General features: G+C 46.8%; 13 protein-coding genes and 1 tRNA gene. 8 read left to right on the forward strand and 6 right to left on the reverse strand.

What is annotated here, in order from left to right:
* Positions 1-480: 480 nt before the first annotated feature.
* From HGH90_RS31170 to HGH90_RS31190, 5 genes are all read left to right on the forward strand, one after another.
* Positions 481-1,929, forward strand: coding sequence for a hypothetical protein (locus HGH90_RS31170; RefSeq protein ID WP_169192773.1), 1,449 nt, complete (start codon positions 481-483; stop codon positions 1,927-1,929).
* A gap of 3 nt (positions 1,930-1,932) precedes the next feature.
* Positions 1,933-2,865, forward strand: a complete 933-nt coding sequence (locus HGH90_RS31175) for a hypothetical protein (protein WP_169192774.1) — start codon at positions 1,933-1,935, stop codon at positions 2,863-2,865.
* Entirely contained in the window at positions 2,768-3,808 is a 1,041-nt protein-coding gene (locus tag HGH90_RS32160; protein WP_169192775.1) for a gliding motility-associated C-terminal domain-containing protein, read from the forward strand. The genes HGH90_RS31175 and HGH90_RS32160 overlap by 98 nt, the downstream gene beginning before the upstream one ends.
* A gap of 5 nt (positions 3,809-3,813) precedes the next feature.
* On the forward strand, positions 3,814-4,812 hold the full coding sequence (locus HGH90_RS31185; protein WP_168767095.1) for a type IX secretion system membrane protein PorP/SprF: 999 nt from the start codon (positions 3,814-3,816) through the stop codon (positions 4,810-4,812).
* Positions 4,813-4,874: 62 nt separating this feature from the next.
* Positions 4,875-5,519 carry a hypothetical protein gene (locus HGH90_RS31190; protein WP_169192776.1) on the forward strand — a complete coding sequence of 215 codons (645 nt, stop codon included), beginning with the start codon at positions 4,875-4,877 and terminating at the stop codon, positions 5,517-5,519.
* Between the two features lie 40 nt (positions 5,520-5,559).
* Here HGH90_RS31190 and HGH90_RS31195 read toward each other — a convergent pair whose 3' ends face one another.
* Positions 5,560-8,337, reverse strand: coding sequence for a TonB-dependent receptor (locus HGH90_RS31195; RefSeq protein WP_168767097.1), 2,778 nt, complete (start codon positions 8,335-8,337; stop codon positions 5,560-5,562).
* A 299-nt stretch (positions 8,338-8,636) separates the two neighbouring features.
* Here HGH90_RS31195 and HGH90_RS31200 point away from each other — a divergent pair, with 299 nt between their 5' ends.
* The 3 genes from HGH90_RS31200 to HGH90_RS31210 all read left to right on the forward strand — a co-directional run bounded on the left by HGH90_RS31200 (position 8,637) and on the right by HGH90_RS31210 (position 12,983).
* On the forward strand, positions 8,637-9,323 hold the full coding sequence (locus tag HGH90_RS31200; protein ID WP_211093123.1) for a DUF1345 domain-containing protein: 687 nt from the start codon (positions 8,637-8,639) through the stop codon (positions 9,321-9,323).
* A 253-nt stretch (positions 9,324-9,576) separates the two neighbouring features.
* Positions 9,577-9,648: transfer RNA gene (locus HGH90_RS31205), tRNA-Glu, on the forward strand.
* A 125-nt stretch (positions 9,649-9,773) separates the two neighbouring features.
* The gene (locus HGH90_RS31210) at positions 9,774-12,983 is read left to right on the forward strand and encodes a two-component regulator propeller domain-containing protein (RefSeq protein WP_169192777.1); all 3,210 of its coding nucleotides are present in this window, start codon (positions 9,774-9,776) and stop codon (positions 12,981-12,983) included.
* Positions 12,984-13,056: 73 nt separating this feature from the next.
* Here HGH90_RS31210 and HGH90_RS31215 read toward each other — a convergent pair whose 3' ends face one another.
* From HGH90_RS31215 to HGH90_RS31235, 5 genes are read right to left on the reverse strand one after another with little or no spacing between them, the layout of a single operon-like run.
* A complete protein-coding gene (locus HGH90_RS31215; protein ID WP_168767099.1) occupies positions 13,057-14,460 on the reverse strand; it encodes an MBL fold metallo-hydrolase RNA specificity domain-containing protein in 1,404 nt (467 codons plus the stop codon).
* A 31-nt stretch (positions 14,461-14,491) separates the two neighbouring features.
* A complete protein-coding gene (locus HGH90_RS31220; RefSeq protein ID WP_168767100.1) occupies positions 14,492-14,965 on the reverse strand; it encodes a DUF4442 domain-containing protein in 474 nt (157 codons plus the stop codon).
* A gap of 43 nt (positions 14,966-15,008) precedes the next feature.
* Positions 15,009-15,512 (reverse strand): thioredoxin family protein, encoded by a 504-nt coding sequence (locus tag HGH90_RS31225; protein ID WP_169192778.1) that lies wholly within the window; start codon positions 15,510-15,512, stop codon positions 15,009-15,011.
* A 28-nt stretch (positions 15,513-15,540) separates the two neighbouring features.
* Entirely contained in the window at positions 15,541-17,532 is a 1,992-nt protein-coding gene (gene ppk1 / locus HGH90_RS31230; RefSeq protein WP_169192779.1) for a polyphosphate kinase 1, read from the reverse strand.
* Between the two features lie 6 nt (positions 17,533-17,538).
* On the reverse strand, positions 17,539-18,771 hold the full coding sequence (locus HGH90_RS31235) for a Pycsar system effector family protein (RefSeq protein WP_169192780.1): 1,233 nt from the start codon (positions 18,769-18,771) through the stop codon (positions 17,539-17,541).
* Positions 18,772-18,804 lie beyond the last annotated feature (33 nt).

The raw sequence follows: 18,804 nt of genomic DNA on the forward strand, positions 1-18,804 counted from the left end.
TCAACATTATTATCTGAAAACAGAACATCAGAAGAAATTATTTTGACAAACCGCCGTATACCAGACCGGTACGTACGGTGGTGTGAGAGGACAGGTAGCCAAATAATGGCTACCTTCCTACTCGATTTTATCCCCGTTCATATTATATTCTCCTGATTTCATTTATCTAATTAGACATATTAAAATACAATATCTTCCTGGTGCCTGCCTGCTGTTTGGAAAGCAGCTCCAGAGTAGCATAATGCCATGCCAGTTTTGTGTACCTATATTCGTTGTTTTTAAGTGGATATAAATATTAATATGTAATTAATTTTATGTAAAATATTTATTGGTTTTGTTTTTTTTGTGCATTTTCATTCATCTTTTGTTATTATTCATTTTGTTCATTAGTCGCTGAAAGGCACACCTCTGTAGATTATTAGGGTACATTAGTTGTACCGTACCGGAAATATCCCAATAATTATAGCGACTAATATCCTTATGCGTATCCCTTTCTATGTGTTGTTGAATATAGAGATTGCAGCCAAGCAATCCCGATCGACGAGGGGCTTACGCTATGTTACTATACTATGTTTCTTTTCCCTCATTTTCCCATTTTCTTCCGTTTCAGCTCAGAGCGGTTGCCCAGTTCCTAAAATCAGGAAATATGCGCTGGGTCAAAGACCTGTAGCTACGCCACTTTTGGCCAGTGTTACCAATGCCGGCAATGCAGCCGACGGAAATCCTGTTACCAACTCTACTTTAAATGCAGCACTTGGCGTGCTGGGGCTTGTAACTGCTACACAATATCTCAGTTTCAATAGCCAGGTTGCAGCAGGAACACCCGTGTACGTGAAGATCAATTACCCGGTGAGCCTTGTCGGATTGGGAAGCTCTTTTACCGTGCAACCATTTGTGTATGACGCCTCGCATAATGAACAGCCGGTGGGCCTGTCTTACACCGCCGGCGATTTATTGGCGGTACTCAGTGGCGCCGGCGATATGGAAGTTGCATTTACCCCTCAAACCGCCGCCGGAACGCCAGTAGCTTACGACGGTGTATCGGTGACACTCAATGGCGTACTATCTGTTGGCGCCAGTATGGGAGTTTATGACGCCTATATCCTCCAAGACGCTACCTCCGCTACCTGTAACCAGCCCATTGACGTACTGGCAGGCGTAAGAGCGGGGGGATTAAGCATTGCCAATGCCACAGGATCTGTTACTACCAAATGGAACGCCATCGATGCAGATCCTACGCTAAGTACTTATGCACAGTTGAATACCGGCCTCGCTGTATTGTCAGAAGTATTTGAAACCGTACTATTCAATACCACCACCCGCCCTGGCGACTCTATTTACATCGTACTGCAAGATCCGGGCGCGGGATTGCTGGATCTCAATTTGCTGACCGGTTTCACCATACAACCGTACCTGGGAAAAACAGCAGCCGGCAGCCCTATTACCAATACCAACACCCTGCTTAATTTACGGCTACTGACGGGCGCTGGCAATAAGTACGTTTTATCGGCCGCTATCCCTGCTGCTTTTGATCGTATCGATATTCAAATGGGAGGAGTGGTAGGTGCGCTGTCGTCTTTGCTAATTTATGATGTGAAAACTATTATGCCCGTTCCCACTTATGGGCTCACTATCAATGGCAGCGCCAGCGCTAACCCTGTTTGTATTAAAGATGCAGGTAAGCTACAACTCAATATTTCCAATGCAGATCCCTGCGCCACCTATAATTGGTATCAATCAAATAACACCACTTTGCTTGGCACCGGCACTTCTTTTAAACCGGTGATTACCAGTCCGGGTACCTATACCTATTACGTGGAAGCCGTGAGGAGTGGCTGCAATAGCGTTGCCAGTAATCGTATGCCCGTTACCGTTACCGTGGTTCCACGTCCCGGAGCCCCTTTATTAACCATTCAATTAAACCCTTAACATATGAAAATTGCAACTCTCGGAAGGCCCCGGTCTTTTTACCCGGTTTTATTGATCCCTGTTATCCGTGGAAACATGTTTAAACTGGCATTGGCAGCCCTGGCATTGCTTTTTGCCCTCAGTGCCCATGCACAAACGATCCCCGTGAAAACGCCTGCAGATCTCTCTGTAGGAGATGACCCTACCAAGGGTACTTCTACCAGTACTGGTACCACCTTGTTTTGCGTAGATCAATCCGGTTTTACGCTGACATCGAGTACCGCTGATCCCACCAGTAGCCCATCGGTCAACTATACCAGCTGGTTATGGCAGGAGATTGATGCATCTGGCAACGCCGGTGCTTTACCCGCGACCGCTACGCCAACCAACGAAAAGCTGGTGGTGACCAGCGCTACGCCCGGCTGGCATACCTACCAGGTGACCGCAGCTACCGGTACCGCCAGCTGTCCGGCAGACCCGGTAATATTTACGGTGTTTGTGCTGCCAAACCTCACGGTAACTTCTGCAGTAGATCAAACCAACACGCCTAGCCTTACTTATTGCGCGGCCAGCGGCGCACCAACAGATCCTACTAAACAAATTAACCTGACAAGCACTGTTGGATTTAATGGCAGCTTAAATAGTGTTCCGGGTTTAAAGCAATTCCAGATTTCTGATTTTGATCTTTCCTATACCTGGTACAGGCAGGACGTAACCACTGCCAGTCCGCCCCCGCCTACACAAGTGGCTACTACCACAACGGGCAATTACACTATTACAGATCCTCCGGTGACTTCTGCGGGTACAGAGAAGAAATATAAGTATAGTGTACAAGTAAATTATAAAGTAAAAACATGCGGTGCTACTCCTTATTCTGCTATCACGCAGTCCAGTGGCGTTGATGCAGTTATCACTGTTACGCCTAAACCAGGTAAACCAGTTATTACCATCCAGTAACAGGCGTATGCTGAAGAGAGGTACTGCTTTCATATTGTTCCTATGTGGGTACGGGCTGACTGCCGCAGGGCAGTCGGTCCCCATCAGGTATATTATGCCCGGACAGCAGGTGAAGTTGTCTGCTACCTCCGTGAATGCTCCACGGTATCAATGGTACCGCGACGGAATGGCATTACCCGGAGCGTTCCAGCAGGACTATGTCACCGCCACCCCCGGCAAGTATACCGTGGAAGCTTATGGCAGTGGTGGATGTATTTCAGAGTTATCGGACCCGGTGATTATTGCTGAAATAAGCGGCCGTGGACCCGATGCTGACATGCAGATCAATAAGACCGCAGATAACGGCGCCTTTAAACTCAACAGTACTTTTAATTATTATCTCACCATAGCTAACAATGGCCCCGCAGATGCCACCGCTATTGTGGTGACAGATAAACTGCCGCCCCAGGTGTCCCTGGAGATCTTGTCTGTGCCTACTTTGGGAACGGCTACTTATCAACCGGGCGATCATACGGTGGTATGGAAGATTAATGATTTGCAAGCAAGTATGGCCGCGTCCCTGTCGATAAAAGTGAAAGTGATAGCTACCGGCCAAATTACCAATACCGCCACGGTAGCTGCGGCGGAACAGGATAATGTGCCACAGAACAACCAGAGCACGCATCAGCTGTTGGTATTGCCATTACATATTCCCAATGCTATTACGCCTAATGGCGACGGGATCAATGATGTTTTCGTGGTGAGTGGATTGGAACAATACCCCGAAAATGAACTGACTATCCTGAATCGCTGGGGTAATCATGTGTTTGAACAAAAAGGATATACGCAAAACTGGAGTGGTAAAGGATTGAATGAAGGGACTTACTTCTACCTGCTGCGTGTCAAAGATGGAACTGGCCGCTGGCAGGAGTTTAAAGGTTATATCACGTTGCTGAAACCTTAACAACTATGTGTATCAAAAAATATTTCGTTTTCCTGGTGAGCTTATTGGTGGGCGGGCATTATGCGCAGGCTCAGCAGGATGCGCAGTTCAGCCAGTATATCTTCAACGGGATTTACATTAATCCTGCTTACGCGGGGTCCCGGCAGGAATTGAATGCGCACGCCTTTTACCGGGATCAGTGGGTAGGTATTGCCGGTGCGCCACAAACCATGTCGCTGGCGGTAGATGGCAATGTTAACGACGACCGGATAGGATTAGCCTTACAGGTGTCGTCCGATAAGATAGGCGCCCAGAGCCAGCTGTCAGCCTATGGCAATTATGCCTATCGTATTCCATTAGGAAGTGAAAGTGGCCGGCTCGCACTCGGTATAGGCGCCGGTATCGTACAGCAGGGTCTCGATCCGGGAAAGCTCGATTTCACCAATCCCAATGAACCCAATATTAGTGGGGCTGCGCAGCATATGCTGTTGTTTGATATGCGTGCGGGAATATATTATTCAACGGCCAACTGGTTCGTTGGATTTTCGGCAGATAATCTTACGGCGCAGTACCAGGCAAAAAATAAACCGCTGGCACATTTTATCCCGGTGCCCAAGCCTCACTATTATTTAACGGCGGGTGCGCTGTTTCCCGTGAATGACGATGTGATGCTAAAACCTTCTTTCCTGCTGAAAGATGACCGAGGAGGCCCAACCAGCCTGGATATGAATATGTTTGTACTGCTGAAGGAAATGGTATGGCTCGGTGGCGGATATCGTACTGCCGTGAATATTTATAATAAACCCGATTTGCAGCCGGGCCTCACCAAATCCAGTGCCGCTGTGGCAATGGCGGAAGTATTTGTAATACCGGAATTACGGATCGGCTATGCTTTCGACTATGCACTGAATAAGTACCGTACCTACAACAACGGGACCCATGAAATTTCCATTGGGTATTATTTTAAGAGAATGGATAGTGCAAGAAGAACTTCATTGAGACAAGTGCGCTGCTCTTATTTTTAGCATGTGGGGTTTTATTGTTAAGTTTGGTAAAAGGAAAACCGGACTTTTAAAAGATGTAACCCATGCAAACCATTTCTGCTGTACTGTATTTTCTCAGCCATCATCCAGGCTGGTCATTTCTATTGTTAGCATTATTTTTCGGCGCATTATCTATCGTTACCAAAAAATGGATCTTTGGTATCCTGGCTTTGCTAATGCCTATTGCCAATATTTTCCTGGCGCATATGCTGAATGCCTGGTTTCTGAATGCCTATGGCGTTAAAGGAACCGGTATTGTTACATTAATATCAGAAACCAACAGCACCCTCAACGACAATCCTATTTATGATTATGATGTGCTGGTAAAAACACCGGATGGACAAGATGTACTCACCGGATTTTCCACCATGTCGGCCGCCATTTACCCGGTAAGAAACGCCATCCTATTACCACCAGCGAATGAGTCTTTTGTGTTGAAGTATATTCCGGGGTGTGAAAAGAATATCGTGGTGTTAAGTGATGAATCTGCGTATGGGTTGGCGAGAATTGTCTATGAAAATAAGCAGCTGGTGGAAAAAGCCCGGATACAGTATGAAGCGAGTCGCAATAACGGACAATTTAAAGAAGAATATAAGCAGGCGTTAAAAACATTTATTGCCGATCCGGATAACCTTTCTGATGATATAGCTTTAAGAGCGTATCGGGAGGTGCTCCAAAGCCTGGAATAAGAAAAGGAAAGGAGACGCGTACCCGCGTCTCCTTTCCTTTTTAGAAGCTGAGATTGAGCCTTGCAAACAGGAAACGGCCGTTGAAGCCAAACTGTTGGGATGCCCGGCTGTACACAAAGCGTCCGGAGCTTTGGTTAGCTGCCGATAACTTATCAGGATAGATATCCAGCAGGTTGTTGGCGCCAATGGTTAGCCCCAGGGCGGGAATAAAGCGGTATCCTATGCTAACGTCGGTTACCACTTTGCCTTTATACCAATCCTGTGCAGTTACTACGTTAGTAGCTTCCTGTACTTTTCCGAAATAGACATTGCGCAGGAAGAAACCCCATTTCTGAATAGTATAATTCAGTGACAGGTTGGCTTTTGTTTGCGGAACGGCAGATTCCAGGTAGATGCGGCTGGCCGCATCGAAGTAGGTACTTTCTTTGCCTGCCAGCTGTGGCGATGCGTGAATAGGTCCTACAAGGTTGGTTTTGGCGAATGTACCGGAAAGATCTGCCCGGAGGTGGCCTTTGCCGGGATGTACTGTATATGTAATTACCACATCTATTCCTTTGGTTTCTGTATTGATAGCGTTGGCGAAAAATCTTGCTGTGGTAGCATTGGCGGTGCGAAGGATATTGTAGATTTCCTGTTCCTGCGGTGTCCCATTTTTGTTACCAGAGAACTGTCCTGTGTAAACAATACGATCGTTTATGCGGATGAAATAGCCGTCTACCGTTAATTTCAATGGTCCAAGATTGCTGGTGATACCTGCGCTATAGCTATAGGAAGTTTCCTGTTTGAGTTTAGGAATACCAAGCAAAGCGGCTACCCGGCTATCGTTGGTGAAGGTGCCTGACTCCAGGAATACGCCATCAGTGAATATACTGGAGGTGGCATTGAAGTAGCGCTGATGCAGGGAAGGCGCCCTGAAGCCGGTGCTGGCAGCGGCTCTCAACAGGAACTTGGGGCTAAACTGGTAGCGCCCGGCCAGTTTCCAGTTGAGGGTAGAACCAAAATCGGAATAGTTTTCAAACCGGAGCGCTCCATCTACCAATAGTTTTTTAGTGAAGTTGACTTCCACATCTCCATAGGCGGCTACAGAAGTGCGGGACGCGTTGGTAGCGTTGTCGGGACTAAATCCCGGGAAGCTTTGGGCGCCGCCGGCAAATGCGCTACCATTGGCTGCAAAGCGGGTAGAGATATTTCCTTTAGGATCTGGGATGAGGATAGGGTTCCCTTGCCCGTCGGTACCTATTTTGAGGGCATTGCCATAGTTAACGTAAGAAGATGCTTCACCTGGCAGTATGCGATAGTTTTCATAGCGATGTTCTGCGCCAAAGGCTACGTTGATTCCACTCAGTACATCTTTGAAAAACCGGGTGAAATCGAGGTTAGTGGTGTTTTGAAGAAAGCGGTAACCACCAGCTTCAAAGTTAGTGGGAGAGGCTTTGAGCAGAGAGGCGTTGAGTGTGTTATCAACGTTGAAGTCAACCGCATTTTGCCCGATGGTATTGCTGAAGTCTACTTTCCATTCACCCAGTGTGCTCCTGATACCGGCAGCCAGCGATTTATCGCGGTTATCGGTTACAATCAGTGGCAGGAAGCCATTGGGATAGATGGTATCGTTGTTTTGGGTAAGCTGAGAGGGTGTTCGGTAAAATGCGGCTGCTTCGCCATGGCGGTAGTTAAGTCCGCCAAAAACGTACAGCTCTGCTTTGTCGCTGATAGGCAGTGAAGCGTTTAAGAACAGGCTACCGCCGCGGTTGGCGGATTGTCCTATCCGGGAGTTGAAGTCTTTGCGTGTAAGGCCTCTTTTGGCCAGTTCTGCATCGGTAATATCTTTTCCGGTAGGACTTCCGGGCGTAGCTGCGAGGGCTGGATCGTTGTAGTCGTTGAAAATGGTACCGGAGAAGGTGCCAGTACGATTGGTATAATCGCGATAGTCGTAAGAGCCGGCCAGGTTGATGTATCCGCCTTTATCGCCCAGGGGCAGGCCGTAGTTGATGTTGGCTTGTACATTTTGCCCATCGAGCCCATTAACGGAGTTTTTAGATACATAGGCGCCGGTAGATACACCGACGTTTACCTTATTCACTTCGTCGTTGAGCACAATGTTGATAACGCCTGCAATGGCATCGGAGCCATATTGAGCAGCGGCGCCATCCCGCAATATTTCTATTTTTTTGATAGCGGACGTAGGAATTGCGTTCAGGTCGGTGCCTACTGAGCCTTTACCGAAGCTGCCGTTGATATTCACAAGGGAGGTAGTGTGCCGTCTTTTACCATTGATGAGTACTAATACCTGGTCGGGACCTAAACCGCGCAGGGAAGCGGGGTCTATATGGTCGGTTCCGTCGGACAGGGTTTGAGTGTTGGAGGTAAAGGAAGGCGCCACATAGTTGAGTATCTGGTTAATGCTCACCTGTGGGGAGTATTGGGCTATTTGTTTTACGTCTACTACGTCTACAGGTACCACTGTGGAAAGCTGGCTGCGGGGCGCGCTCCTGGAACCCAGTACCACTACTTCGTTCAGGTCGTCGGTAGATTTAAGTACAAAGTTGAGAGTAGCTGATTCGCCGGCAGTTACGGTTATTTCCTGCACACTGGCCTGGTAGCCGATGTAGCTGGCGCTGAGTGTATATTTACCCGGCTGTACTTTTATTTTATAGTGGCCGCTGGCGTCGGTGGCAGCGCCGGTGTTGGCGCCTATCACTCTTACAGAGGCGCCTGCGAGCGGTTGCTGCTTATCGGCAACGGTACCTTCAATGGTTTGTCCGTAAGCTGTAACGGACAATAGGAAAAGCCATAGCAGGGAGTACAATTTTGATTTCATGCTATTGATTTTAATGTTGAGAGTAGGAGCAGTCCATGCAGGTGGCATTACCACTCCGGGGAGTTACTATACTGGTTGATAATTACCTGGATGCCCGAAGGCATTGTTGCTGACGGCTTTCCGGATTATCCCGGAATGTGTGCCGGTTGTTGGGATTCATAGCCATTTATTAGTGTGCTACTAATTTACGAAATTGACCGGGTTAAACAATAGTCCACTTGTTTTGTAGGATAATAATTTTTTCTAAGGATAGGTATGTCGTCAAAAACAGGGCTATCTTTAATCTATAAGTTGTTGTTATGCGAAAAAAGAAGGCCGTAAAAGTATTGGTCGGTATGCACCCGTTACAGCGGGTATTGGTAAGCCTGGGGTTTGCAGGTTTGGTCTTTGTAAGTTTTTTCTTACTTGATCTGAAGCTCCATCCGCTGGTGCAGTATATGCTGTCCTGGGATGTATTTGCCATCTCTTATATTGTAACAGGGTGGATTGTATTTTATAATCGTACGGTAGAGGAGTTGCGTACCTGGGCGAGGATAGACGACGGCAGCCGGATATTTGTATCCTTTTTCGTGGTATTGGCTTCTATTGCCAGCCTGGTGATTGTGCTGTTGTTGATGTTGTCTAAAGAGGTGTCTGGTGGTTCTAAGATGATTTATTTGCCGGTAGCGATTACTGGCATGTTGGCTTCCTGGGTTATGGTACACACTACGCTGACTTTCCATTACGCTAATTTATACTATGACGATGATGGAACTGATGTTACCAAACATGCCGGTGGGCTGGAGTTTCCGAGTGAAAAGCACCCGGATTATATTGACTTTGCCTATTTCTCTTTTGTGATTGGGATGACTTTCCAGGTATCGGATGTGGAGATCAGCAGGCGGGTGATCCGGCGTACAGCATTGGCCCACGGCCTGTTGTCGTTTGCGCTCAACACATTTGTAGTGGCATTGACCATTAACCTGATTGCTGGTCTGAAACAATAGATCGTATAGTCTTTAGGGTTAGTACCGGTGATGTCTCCCGCTGAAAAGTATTTCCAGGGAGATGTTATCGCAATAAGCCTTCCTTAAATAGATCAAATGCCCCGTGGCAGCGGGTAGGGATGGGGTAGCTTATAACCGGAAATGCCAGGTTTTGAGTGGTAGATAGTATAATCTTCTTATCTTTGAGAAGAAATTGAAAAAAAATTTTGGAATAAAAAACATTTTCCTATCTTTGCAATCCCAAACGAAAAATGCCGCGTTGGTCAAGGGGTTAAGACGCCTCCCTTTCACGGAGGAATCACGGGTTCGAATCCCGTACGTGGTACAAGAAGGACTTCTGAAAAGAGGTCCTTTTTCATTTCAGCCATTTTTTCCCGCACCTTACGACATACAACTAACAACAACATTTAGTACATTTATTACAGCACTGCAACTGTCTCCGATATTGTAATGATGCATAGGCATGTCAAGGTAACTGCCCCGCGATGGCAACATGCAGCCAGGTATATCTTTTACCTGCTGTGGATAATAGTTGCCCTCCCCGATGTAGTAGCACAGCTTCCTTCCAAGGTTTCGTATAACTTTTCCCACCTGGATATCAGCAACGGACTGGCCAGTAACCATGTATCGGCTATTATGCAGGATAAAAAAGGGTTTATCTGGATTGCCAGCACTGCCCTGCAAAGATACGATGGCACCAACCTCCTCACAGTGGCCAGCTTTGACCGCGTGCCCGGCTCCATTTATTACGACGATATCTGCCTCTGCGAAGATCACCAGGGACGCATCTGGATGGGAACACCCGATAACATCCGTGTATACGACCCTGTGACCGACCTGGTGAAAACACTGAAAGTGGCTGAAAAAGATGTACGTCCTGAAGGACTGCAATGCAGCCAGATTGTGCAGGATCACGCCGGCGTAATATGGGCCACCACGCATGATGGCTTGCTGCGATTCAACGAAAAAGCCTTTAATTTCCAAAAAGCGACCATTATTCCTGAAGCTGATCGTGAACAAATGATGGATGCCATCATGGAAGATGAAGCAGGTAACCTTTGGCTCAGTGGAAAACACGGCGTTTATATCCTGGACCGGAACCGAAAAAATTTATACAGCCGCGTTAATAATCCGGAACACCTGCCCATTCTGGATATAGACAATACCTTTAAAAAGATATTTACCGATGCCAATCACCAGATATGGCTGGCCTGCCGCAGCGGACAACTCTTCTGTTTCGATCCTGCCTCCCGTAAACTGAACGCCTATACGTTTGAAACGCCATTGGAAAAGCGCCTGTTAAAAGCAAAAAGAGAGCTGGATAACACTTTCGATCTTGTTTACGATGGGGACAAAAACGTATGGGCAGCCACCGAAAAAGGCGGAATTTTCCGTTTTAACCGTGCTTTGGGTCGTTTCGACCTGAATATTACCGCCAACAATAACGATGAAAAAGGATTTCATTATAACTACGAAGCCAACTGTTTCCTGAGCGACCGGGAAGGACATCTCTGGATAGGCACCGACCGGGGAGTGAATATTCTCAGTCTGCACAATAAAACCTTCCGTTTGCTCGACAGTCGTACCGTTTTCCCCAATACGAAGGAGCAACTCCCGGCAACGGAAGTGACAGGCATTTTGCAGGCCGCTAACGGCGATGTATATGTAGGTTACTGGGGACAAGGCTTCAGTCGCCTTACGCCGGATTTGAACCTGGTGCGCAACTATGTGCACAATTCTACCGGGAATACTGCTAGTTCTTTACCCGAAGAGCGGAGCCTGGTATGGAGCTTTGCAGAGTTAAAAGATGGAACTATCGTGGTAGGACAAGAAAATGGGAATCTTTCTCTCTTTAATCCTGCTACAGGACAATTTATCAAACATGTAACCTCGCCCGTATTATACGAACAAACGGCATTGCATTTACAACCGCAAAACGATACCACAGTTTGGATAGGGCTTTATAAAAGAGGATTGGCCAGCTGGAATCCACAACAGCATACTTTCCAGCAATTCAATGAGCTGACAGACTCCCTGAAGCGCCCGGTATCTGTGATGGATATTGCACCAGAAAATGATTCTATGCTCTGGCTGGGAACCAGCAGCGCAGGACTCATGCTGTTTAACACCCGGCAGCATTGCATTGCTATCAGGGAAGCATTTACCCGGAGTTCGAGGGTATACAGTAATATTACTTCCTTGCTGCGTTATAACGATAGCCTCTTGCTGGCAGGTACCGATCATGGGATGTGGATTTATAATACCCGCAGGCAAACTTACCGGCCATTGCTTACCAATGCTAAGTTATTCGACCAATGGGTATTAAGTATGGTGATGGGTGATAAAGGCGAGGTATGGTTTACCACCCAGTATGGTTTTTATCGTTATTATCTCCCCGAAAATAAATTGGAAACATTTATCCAGGCCGACGATATTGTGGACAATACCCGGAAAGTGCGCCGCCGGGTGATCCGCTTAAAGAATGGTAATCTGTTGGTAGGCGCCTCTGATCATGTGGTTACCTTCGATCCCAACAGCCTGCAGGTAGCGCTGCCGCCTCCCGATGTAACGATTGTAAATCTTAAGGCGTTAGACAGTACCATCCTCATACAGGCCGCTATGCGGGATAGCCTTCCCGTAATACTGAGCCATAAGCAAAACTTTATCAGCATTGAGTTTAAAAGCCTGCAATACCACCAGGAACGCATCCGGTATTATTATCAGCTGGAAGGAGTAGATGAAAACTGGGTGTTGACAGATAACATACTGGTGGCTAAATACACGAATCTTCCGCCGGGAAATTATTTATTTAAAGTACGTGCGGTGAATGCAGCAGGTACCTTTTCTGATCATATTACTACGCTTCGCTTGTTTATTAAACCAGCCTTCTGGCAAACGGGCTGGTTTCAGTTGGTATGCCTGCTGCTGGCAGCTTCCCTGGTATACCTGTATTTCAGGTTGCGCATTTCGGGAATCAAGCGGGAAGCAAAGAAACGGGAGGCAATACAACAACAAATTGCACAGCTGGAAATGAAAGCCCTGCGGGCTCAAATGAATCCGCACTTTATTTTTAATGCGCTTAATTCCATCCAGACTTTTATGATGAAAAGCGAAACGGAGCAGGCATTATCTTACCTGAGCCGCTTCGCAAAACTAATCCGTAATGTCTTAGATAATTCCCAGCTCAATAATATTACCGTAGCGCAGGAAGTGAGTGTATTGGAAAACTATATGGAGTTGGAAAAGTTGCGTTTTTCCGACGAATTTGAATACGAGATTATCATCGATCCATCGTTGGATGCCAATATGGTAGAAGTACCAACCATGGTGATTCAGCCATTTGTGGAAAATGCCATCTGGCACGGCTTGGTGCATGAAAAAGGGAAAGGCAATCTCACCATCACTTTTAAAAAGGTAGATGACCGGGTTTTATGTACTATTGAAGACAATGGAGTGGGTAGAGAGAAGGCCGCTGCGATGAAGAAAGCAAATAAACCCGGGCATCAGTCGCGGGGCCTGCAAATTACACGGGATCGTTTATCGCTTTATAATAGCCGCTTTAATGTAGACGCCAGCTTTGATATTGAAGATCTTATTGATGAAGAAGGAAAAGCAACGGGAACCAGGGTGAACCTGTGGTTTCCGTTGGTAGAAGAATAGGATTCCGCAAAGACGCAAAGAAAAAAGCAGCAAAGAAATTTAATTCTTTTGCTGCTTTTTCTTTGCGGGCTACTTAACCTAAACCGATTTCGGAATGTCTTTCCGGAATTTCAATATCCAGGAAGCCTTTTTTTAGTAACCAGTTTCTGAATATTTGTTGTACATCGTACTCGCCGTGTACCAGGAATAGTTTTTTTACTTCCCGGGGATTCTGGCAGGCCAGCCACTGGCTTAAATCTTCATAGTCGCCATGTGCGCTCATAGAGCGAATAACGCCTACTTCTGCCCTTACTTCAAAGCGGCTACCGTAGATAGACACTTCTTTGGCGCCGCGCATGAGGCGTCCGCCCAATGATTGCGGCTCGCAATAGCCTACGATCAGGATGGTGTTTCGTGGATCGTCAATATTGTTGGCAATATGATGTTTCACACGGCCGGCTTCGGCCATACCTGAAGCAGAGATGATCACGCAGGGCTCTTTGCGGAAGTTGAGTGCTTTGGATTCGTCAACAGATTTTATGTAACGCAATCCCGGGAAATCAAATGGATCGTCGTCTGTTTTCAGGATATTGGCTACATCCTTGTTAAATACTTCAGGGTGGGCTTTGGTAACTGCCGTCGCTTCTGTAGACAGCGGGCTATCCACGAAGATATCCACTTTAGGCAGGGCACCTCTGAGCTGTGCATTATTAAGCGCATAGAGTAATTCCTGGGTGCGACCTACGCTAAAAGCAGGGATAATCAATTTCCCTCTTTTTTCCACGCAGGTTTCACGGATATAACGGAGGAGTTCATCATCTGCAGGAGCTGCATCAGCATGAAGTGTGCTGCCATACGTAGATTCTATCAGGATATAATCTGCCTGTGGAAAGGTCGCTGGCGATTTCAGAATAGCATCGTTGTAGCGGCCAATATCTCCACTAAACGATATTTGTTCTGTTCTGCCATTTTCCGTGATGCGTAGATGCACGGATGCTGCGCCTACAATGTGGCCGGCGTCTGTAAACATTAGTTGAATATCCGGGTCGATATTGGTCCAGGTATTATAGCCCATGGGCTGTAAAGAACGAATGGCTATTTTGGCGTCTTCTACACTGTACAGCGGTTGTACATAGGGAAGCCCTTCTTTAGCCATTTTCTTGTTGGTGAATTTTACATCGTCCTCTTGTATTTCCGCTGAGTCCATCAACAGGATTTCCGTCATGTCGCGGGTAGCCGGCGTACAATAGATATGACCGCCATATCCCATTTTAACCAGTCGTGGAATCAGCCCCGAGTGATCGATATGGGCATGCGACAGCACCATATAGGTAATATCGTGAGGCTCAAAACCAAAGTCTCTGTTCATTGCATCGGTCTCTTGCCCCATTCCCTGGAACATCCCGCAGTCCAATAAAATCTTTTTGCCATTCTTAAGTGTGATCAGATGTTTTGATCCGGTAACGGTGCGTGCTGCGCCATGAAATGCAATTTTCATATCAGTGTTTTAAGGTGAAAGGGTTCACCGTTTACGATTTACTTTTAAACGACCAGGTGATGGCGAAGGAGGCAATTAGTATGCCGTCTTTATCCCTGCCTTCACTATGGAGGGTAACTGTTTCGGCGGTATCATTGTTAAGCGCTCTTTCCATGGCAGCTCTCAATAGTGGCAGTTCGGCACAGGTGAACGAAGTAAGGCCGGTAGCCTTTTTTACAAAGGTCGATTCCATGCGGGTAACCAGCATGGATATACGCCTGGGAGCACCGCTGGCATACATGAGTGCCGGCAAACCAGTACTTAATTCCGCAGCCATAGCCAGGCAGGCGAAATAAGTGGAACGGAACGGGTTTTGCGATAACCAGCGATAAGGTATGGACGTAACACAACTATCAGTTTCTAGCGATTGCAGCCTAACGCCCGATAACCACGCAGCCGGTAGCTTCCAAAACAGGTAGGCTGAAAACTTAAACGGATGCCGCGCAAACTTTTGAAAAGATTGCATAGCATCCGTGTTAAAAGTGGTTATGCCGGTATTCATGGCGATATTATTCGTTAACGTAATGGGAGGGGAGTAAGGCGCCGGGCGACCACTGCTTCAGAAATTCCAATACCTTTTTCTTGTCATAGGTATCGGCAGATTCCAGCAGGCCGGTGTTTTGCGTATGCAGCCGGTTGCCTTTGGCATCGAGCACTACCAGCACCGGGAACCCAAAACGCTGTGGAAATCCCAGTTCTTTCAGTATTGGCAGATTTTTGTTCTCTTTGCTGTAGTTGAGGTGATACACCTCGTAATTGTTGTTCATAGCAGCTTTCAGCTCGGCATCGTCCTCGATGAACTTATACAGCCTTTTGCACCAGATACACCAATTACCGCCCACCTGTAGCAGTACATGCTTGTTTTCTGCCGCCGCTTTTTTTACCGCAGCAGCAATATCTGTTTTGGTATCGGCAGCAGGATTATAGATGTGTTCCAGGTCATGGGTTTGTGCCTGAGTAGCAGGAATAACAAAGGCAATACTCAATAGCAGTGTCCAAACGTACTTCTTCATAAAAAATTAATCATTCAGGATATCTAATTTACATTATATTTTGCACATACGTATTGATCGCTTCCTGCGCATGGCGAGGGGCTTTCAGCTGTAATTGTACGATGTCTTTCAGTTGTTGACGCAGCGTGTTATCGTATACGGGTACGCATACTTCAATGCGGCGGTGGAGGTTACGGTTCATCCAGTCGGCAGAGCCCATATACACTTCTTCCTGGTTGTTATTATGGAAGATAAATACCCGGGCATGTTCCAGGTAGCGGTCTACAATCCGTATGATACGGATATTCCGGCTTTCCGGTATATCGGCTACCAGGCAGTTAATGCTTCTCACCACCAGATCTACCTGTACACCGGCTTCACTGGCCTCATACAGTTTATTTATCATTCCTCTTTCCTGGAGGTTATTTATCTTGATGATGACATAGGCAGGCTTGCCTTCCCTGGCATGTTTAATTTCCCGGTCTATCAGGCTGGTAAAACGCTCCGTCATGTTAAACTGTGCTACCAACAAATGTTCGAACTGTAAAAAGTCGTAGGCTCGTGGCTGTTCCCTGCTTTGCAGGTAGAGGAATAGCAATTCCATCTCCCTGGTAATACCCGTGTGGGAAGTAAACAAAACGTGATCGGTATAAAAACGGGCAGTACTTTCGTTGAAATTACCGGTAGCTATCAGGCCGCAATAATCCCATTGATAGCCCCTGTTGCGCTTTACCAGCGCGGTTTTGGCATGTACCTTCATACCCGGGATACTATAGATCAATTTTACGCCGGCATCTTTCATTTTCTTGGCCCAACGGATGTTGTTGGCCTCATCGAACCGGGCTTTCAGTTCCACGAATACGATTACTTTTTTACCGTTTTTCGCAGCGCTGATCAGGGCCTGGGCAATCTGCGAGCCGGAGGCTATGCGATACAACGTAACATATATTTCCGCTACATCTGGATCCAGCGCGGCTTCACTGAAGAAACGCAGCACATAATCGTAGCGTTGATAGGGCAGATGTACCAGGAAATCTTGTTGCAGTACGAGATCCAGTAACCGGTCGGTGGCCGCTGCTGTTTTATTTTCCGCAGGAGCTGCCCTGGGATAACTGGTCTGTGTTAATCCTGTGGGAGCAGGAAGGTCTGCCAGGTCTTTCAGATTATGATAACGGCCGCCAGGCACCAGCTCATCATCCCGGATATCAAATTGTCCAGCCAGGAAATGTAACAGTGGTAAAGGGATCGTGGCATCATACAGGAACCGGGTAGGTACGCCTAGCTCACGTTTACGGATAAACGTTTCCACTTCTTCCAGTATATCTACCTTTACTTCATCCATATCCATTTCTGCATTACGGGTAAGTTTTATACTATGGCAGTTATCCACTGTGTACCCTGGAAATATATAAGCGAGATGAGTACGTATGATATCATCCAGGAAGGCGATATAATGCGCGCCATCCATAGACGGCAATTGCAGGAAGCGTGGAAGTGATGCTGGTATATTTACGATGGCATATTCCTGCGACTCCGGGTGCTTGTCCGGGATCAGTGTTACGGCAAAATAAAGCGCATTATTTTCCAGGAATGGTTTCTTCGGTTTTCCGTTCAGCCACACTGGTTGTAAATAGGCCAGTATAGTACTGAGAAAATAATTTTTTGTAAATGCCTGGTGAGCGGCGGTTAAGGGCTGGTTATAATACAACTGTACGCCCCGTGCCAGCAGGTCGGGTAATACACTGCCGGTAAAGATCTGGCCGTATTCCTGTTGTTGCCGGTTTATTTCCTGTAGTACTTCAGACAACGTACTACTGCTGATAGACTCATTTTCTCCGGCGGCAGGATCTTGCTCCAACACTTTGTTAATAGTCAATACAGCCGGCATTCTTACGCGGAAAAATTCATCCAGGTTAGAAGAAAAAATAGACAGGAATTTAATACGTTCGTATAGCGGTACCTGTTGATCCGCCGCCATTTGCAGCACCCGGTAGTTAAACGATAACCAGCTCAGATCGCGGTTATATAAAGGAATACCCATGAATCATTATGCTTTTACCGGGAAGAAAATAGCTGCTATCAAAAATGCAAGGACGGAGATAATTAATCCAAACATGAAGATATTATAGGAAATGCGCAGCAGCTTGTATTTCTGACCCAATACTACACCCAGGTAATAAATGTCGCGGGTCATGCTGCTATACAGGAAGTCAGAATCGTTCATCATTTGCTTCATGCCCCATTGGTATTCTTCCAGGTGCATCTTGTAGAAGTTGCCGAAAAACAGCAGGTTGGCATCTTTCTTTTCAATATCTGTTTTGGTAAATACGCCACTGGTTACATTAGGACGGGTAGCCAATACTGAGAAGATAACAGTTAACACGGCGGTGGTAAGGAAGATAAGGGAAGGAATAATCATATTGGGGTAATCTTCCAGTCGCCTTACCAATACACTCAATATCACGGAGATGATGATCGAGTTAACCGAAATCATGATATGTGCTTTGCTATCGGCCATAGAGCTGAGGCGGATATGATTGGTAGAAGTGGTTCTGAACATCGTTTCCACTCCTCTTTCCGGCTTCTTGGTCTTATCTTTTTTAATTTTTTCCTGTGCTTTGAGTGGAGCTGCACTGGCGTCCACAGGTACAATGGCGGCTTCCTCTGCGGCTTCTGCTGTTTTTTTCTCCAGCTTCTTTTTCAGCTTAGCCAGGTTTTCATCTTTCTGTTGTTTGAACAATGTCTGGGCATAATCGGTCCAGTAGTGGTGCTCGGTCAGAAAGGTAATATTGTTGGTGAGCCAGTTGATAGCCGGGATATCTTTCTGGTAGGTAAGTTGCAGCTCCTGACGCAGAAGTTTGTTGCGGTCGGCAAATTCTTTGGAACCCAGGTGGGATAGGTCGGCATCGCAAACAATCTCCTCTACCAGTGTATGGGGCGACTGTGGCATTTTGGTAGCCAGGATAGCCCCCTGCACCATCGACTGAACGTTTTCAGGGACCTGTTGTTGCTGTAAAAACCGGAGGGCTTCCTGCGCGCCGTTTTCCTCGTGTACTTTGCCTTCACCTATTAAATAACCGGCATCATGAAACCAGGCAGCTACATATACAGCGAGTAGCTCATCGTCCTGTAAGCGGTAATGGGCGGCTATTTGTGCAGCAGCCTGTACTACCTGTTGGGTATGAACCAGGTTATGATATACCAGGTTGGGATGTGGATGCTGTTGGTATTGGTTTAGCACATAATCCCGGGCTGCATCTATGATAATATTGTTTTGCATAAGGAAGAGAAAAAATTAAGATAAAGAACCGTG

Origin of the sequence: Chitinophaga sp. Ak27 (assembly GCF_012726295.1) — a bacterium.
Taxonomy (GTDB): Bacteria; Bacteroidota; Bacteroidia; order Chitinophagales; family Chitinophagaceae; genus Chitinophaga.

Coding starts and splice junctions, on each gene's coding strand:
- HGH90_RS31170 (WP_169192773.1), top strand. CDS start 481: ATGCGTATCCCTTTCTATGTGTTGTTGAATATAGAGATTGCAGCCAAG.
- HGH90_RS31175 (WP_169192774.1), top strand. CDS start 1,933: ATGAAAATTGCAACTCTCGGAAGGCCCCGGTCTTTTTACCCGGTTTTA.
- HGH90_RS31185 (WP_168767095.1), top strand. CDS start 3,814: ATGTGTATCAAAAAATATTTCGTTTTCCTGGTGAGCTTATTGGTGGGC.
- HGH90_RS31190 (WP_169192776.1), top strand. CDS start 4,875: ATGCAAACCATTTCTGCTGTACTGTATTTTCTCAGCCATCATCCAGGC.
- HGH90_RS31195 (WP_168767097.1), bottom strand. CDS start 8,337: ATGAAATCAAAATTGTACTCCCTGCTATGGCTTTTCCTATTGTCCGTT.
- HGH90_RS31200 (WP_211093123.1), top strand. CDS start 8,637: ATGCGAAAAAAGAAGGCCGTAAAAGTATTGGTCGGTATGCACCCGTTA.
- HGH90_RS31210 (WP_169192777.1), top strand. CDS start 9,774: ATGATGCATAGGCATGTCAAGGTAACTGCCCCGCGATGGCAACATGCA.
- HGH90_RS31215 (WP_168767099.1), bottom strand. CDS start 14,460: ATGAAAATTGCATTTCATGGCGCAGCACGCACCGTTACCGGATCAAAA.
- HGH90_RS31220 (WP_168767100.1), bottom strand. CDS start 14,965: ATGCAATCTTTTCAAAAGTTTGCGCGGCATCCGTTTAAGTTTTCAGCC.
- HGH90_RS31225 (WP_169192778.1), bottom strand. CDS start 15,512: ATGAAGAAGTACGTTTGGACACTGCTATTGAGTATTGCCTTTGTTATT.
- ppk1 (WP_169192779.1), bottom strand. CDS start 17,532: ATGGGTATTCCTTTATATAACCGCGATCTGAGCTGGTTATCGTTTAAC.
- HGH90_RS31235 (WP_169192780.1), bottom strand. CDS start 18,771: ATGCAAAACAATATTATCATAGATGCAGCCCGGGATTATGTGCTAAAC.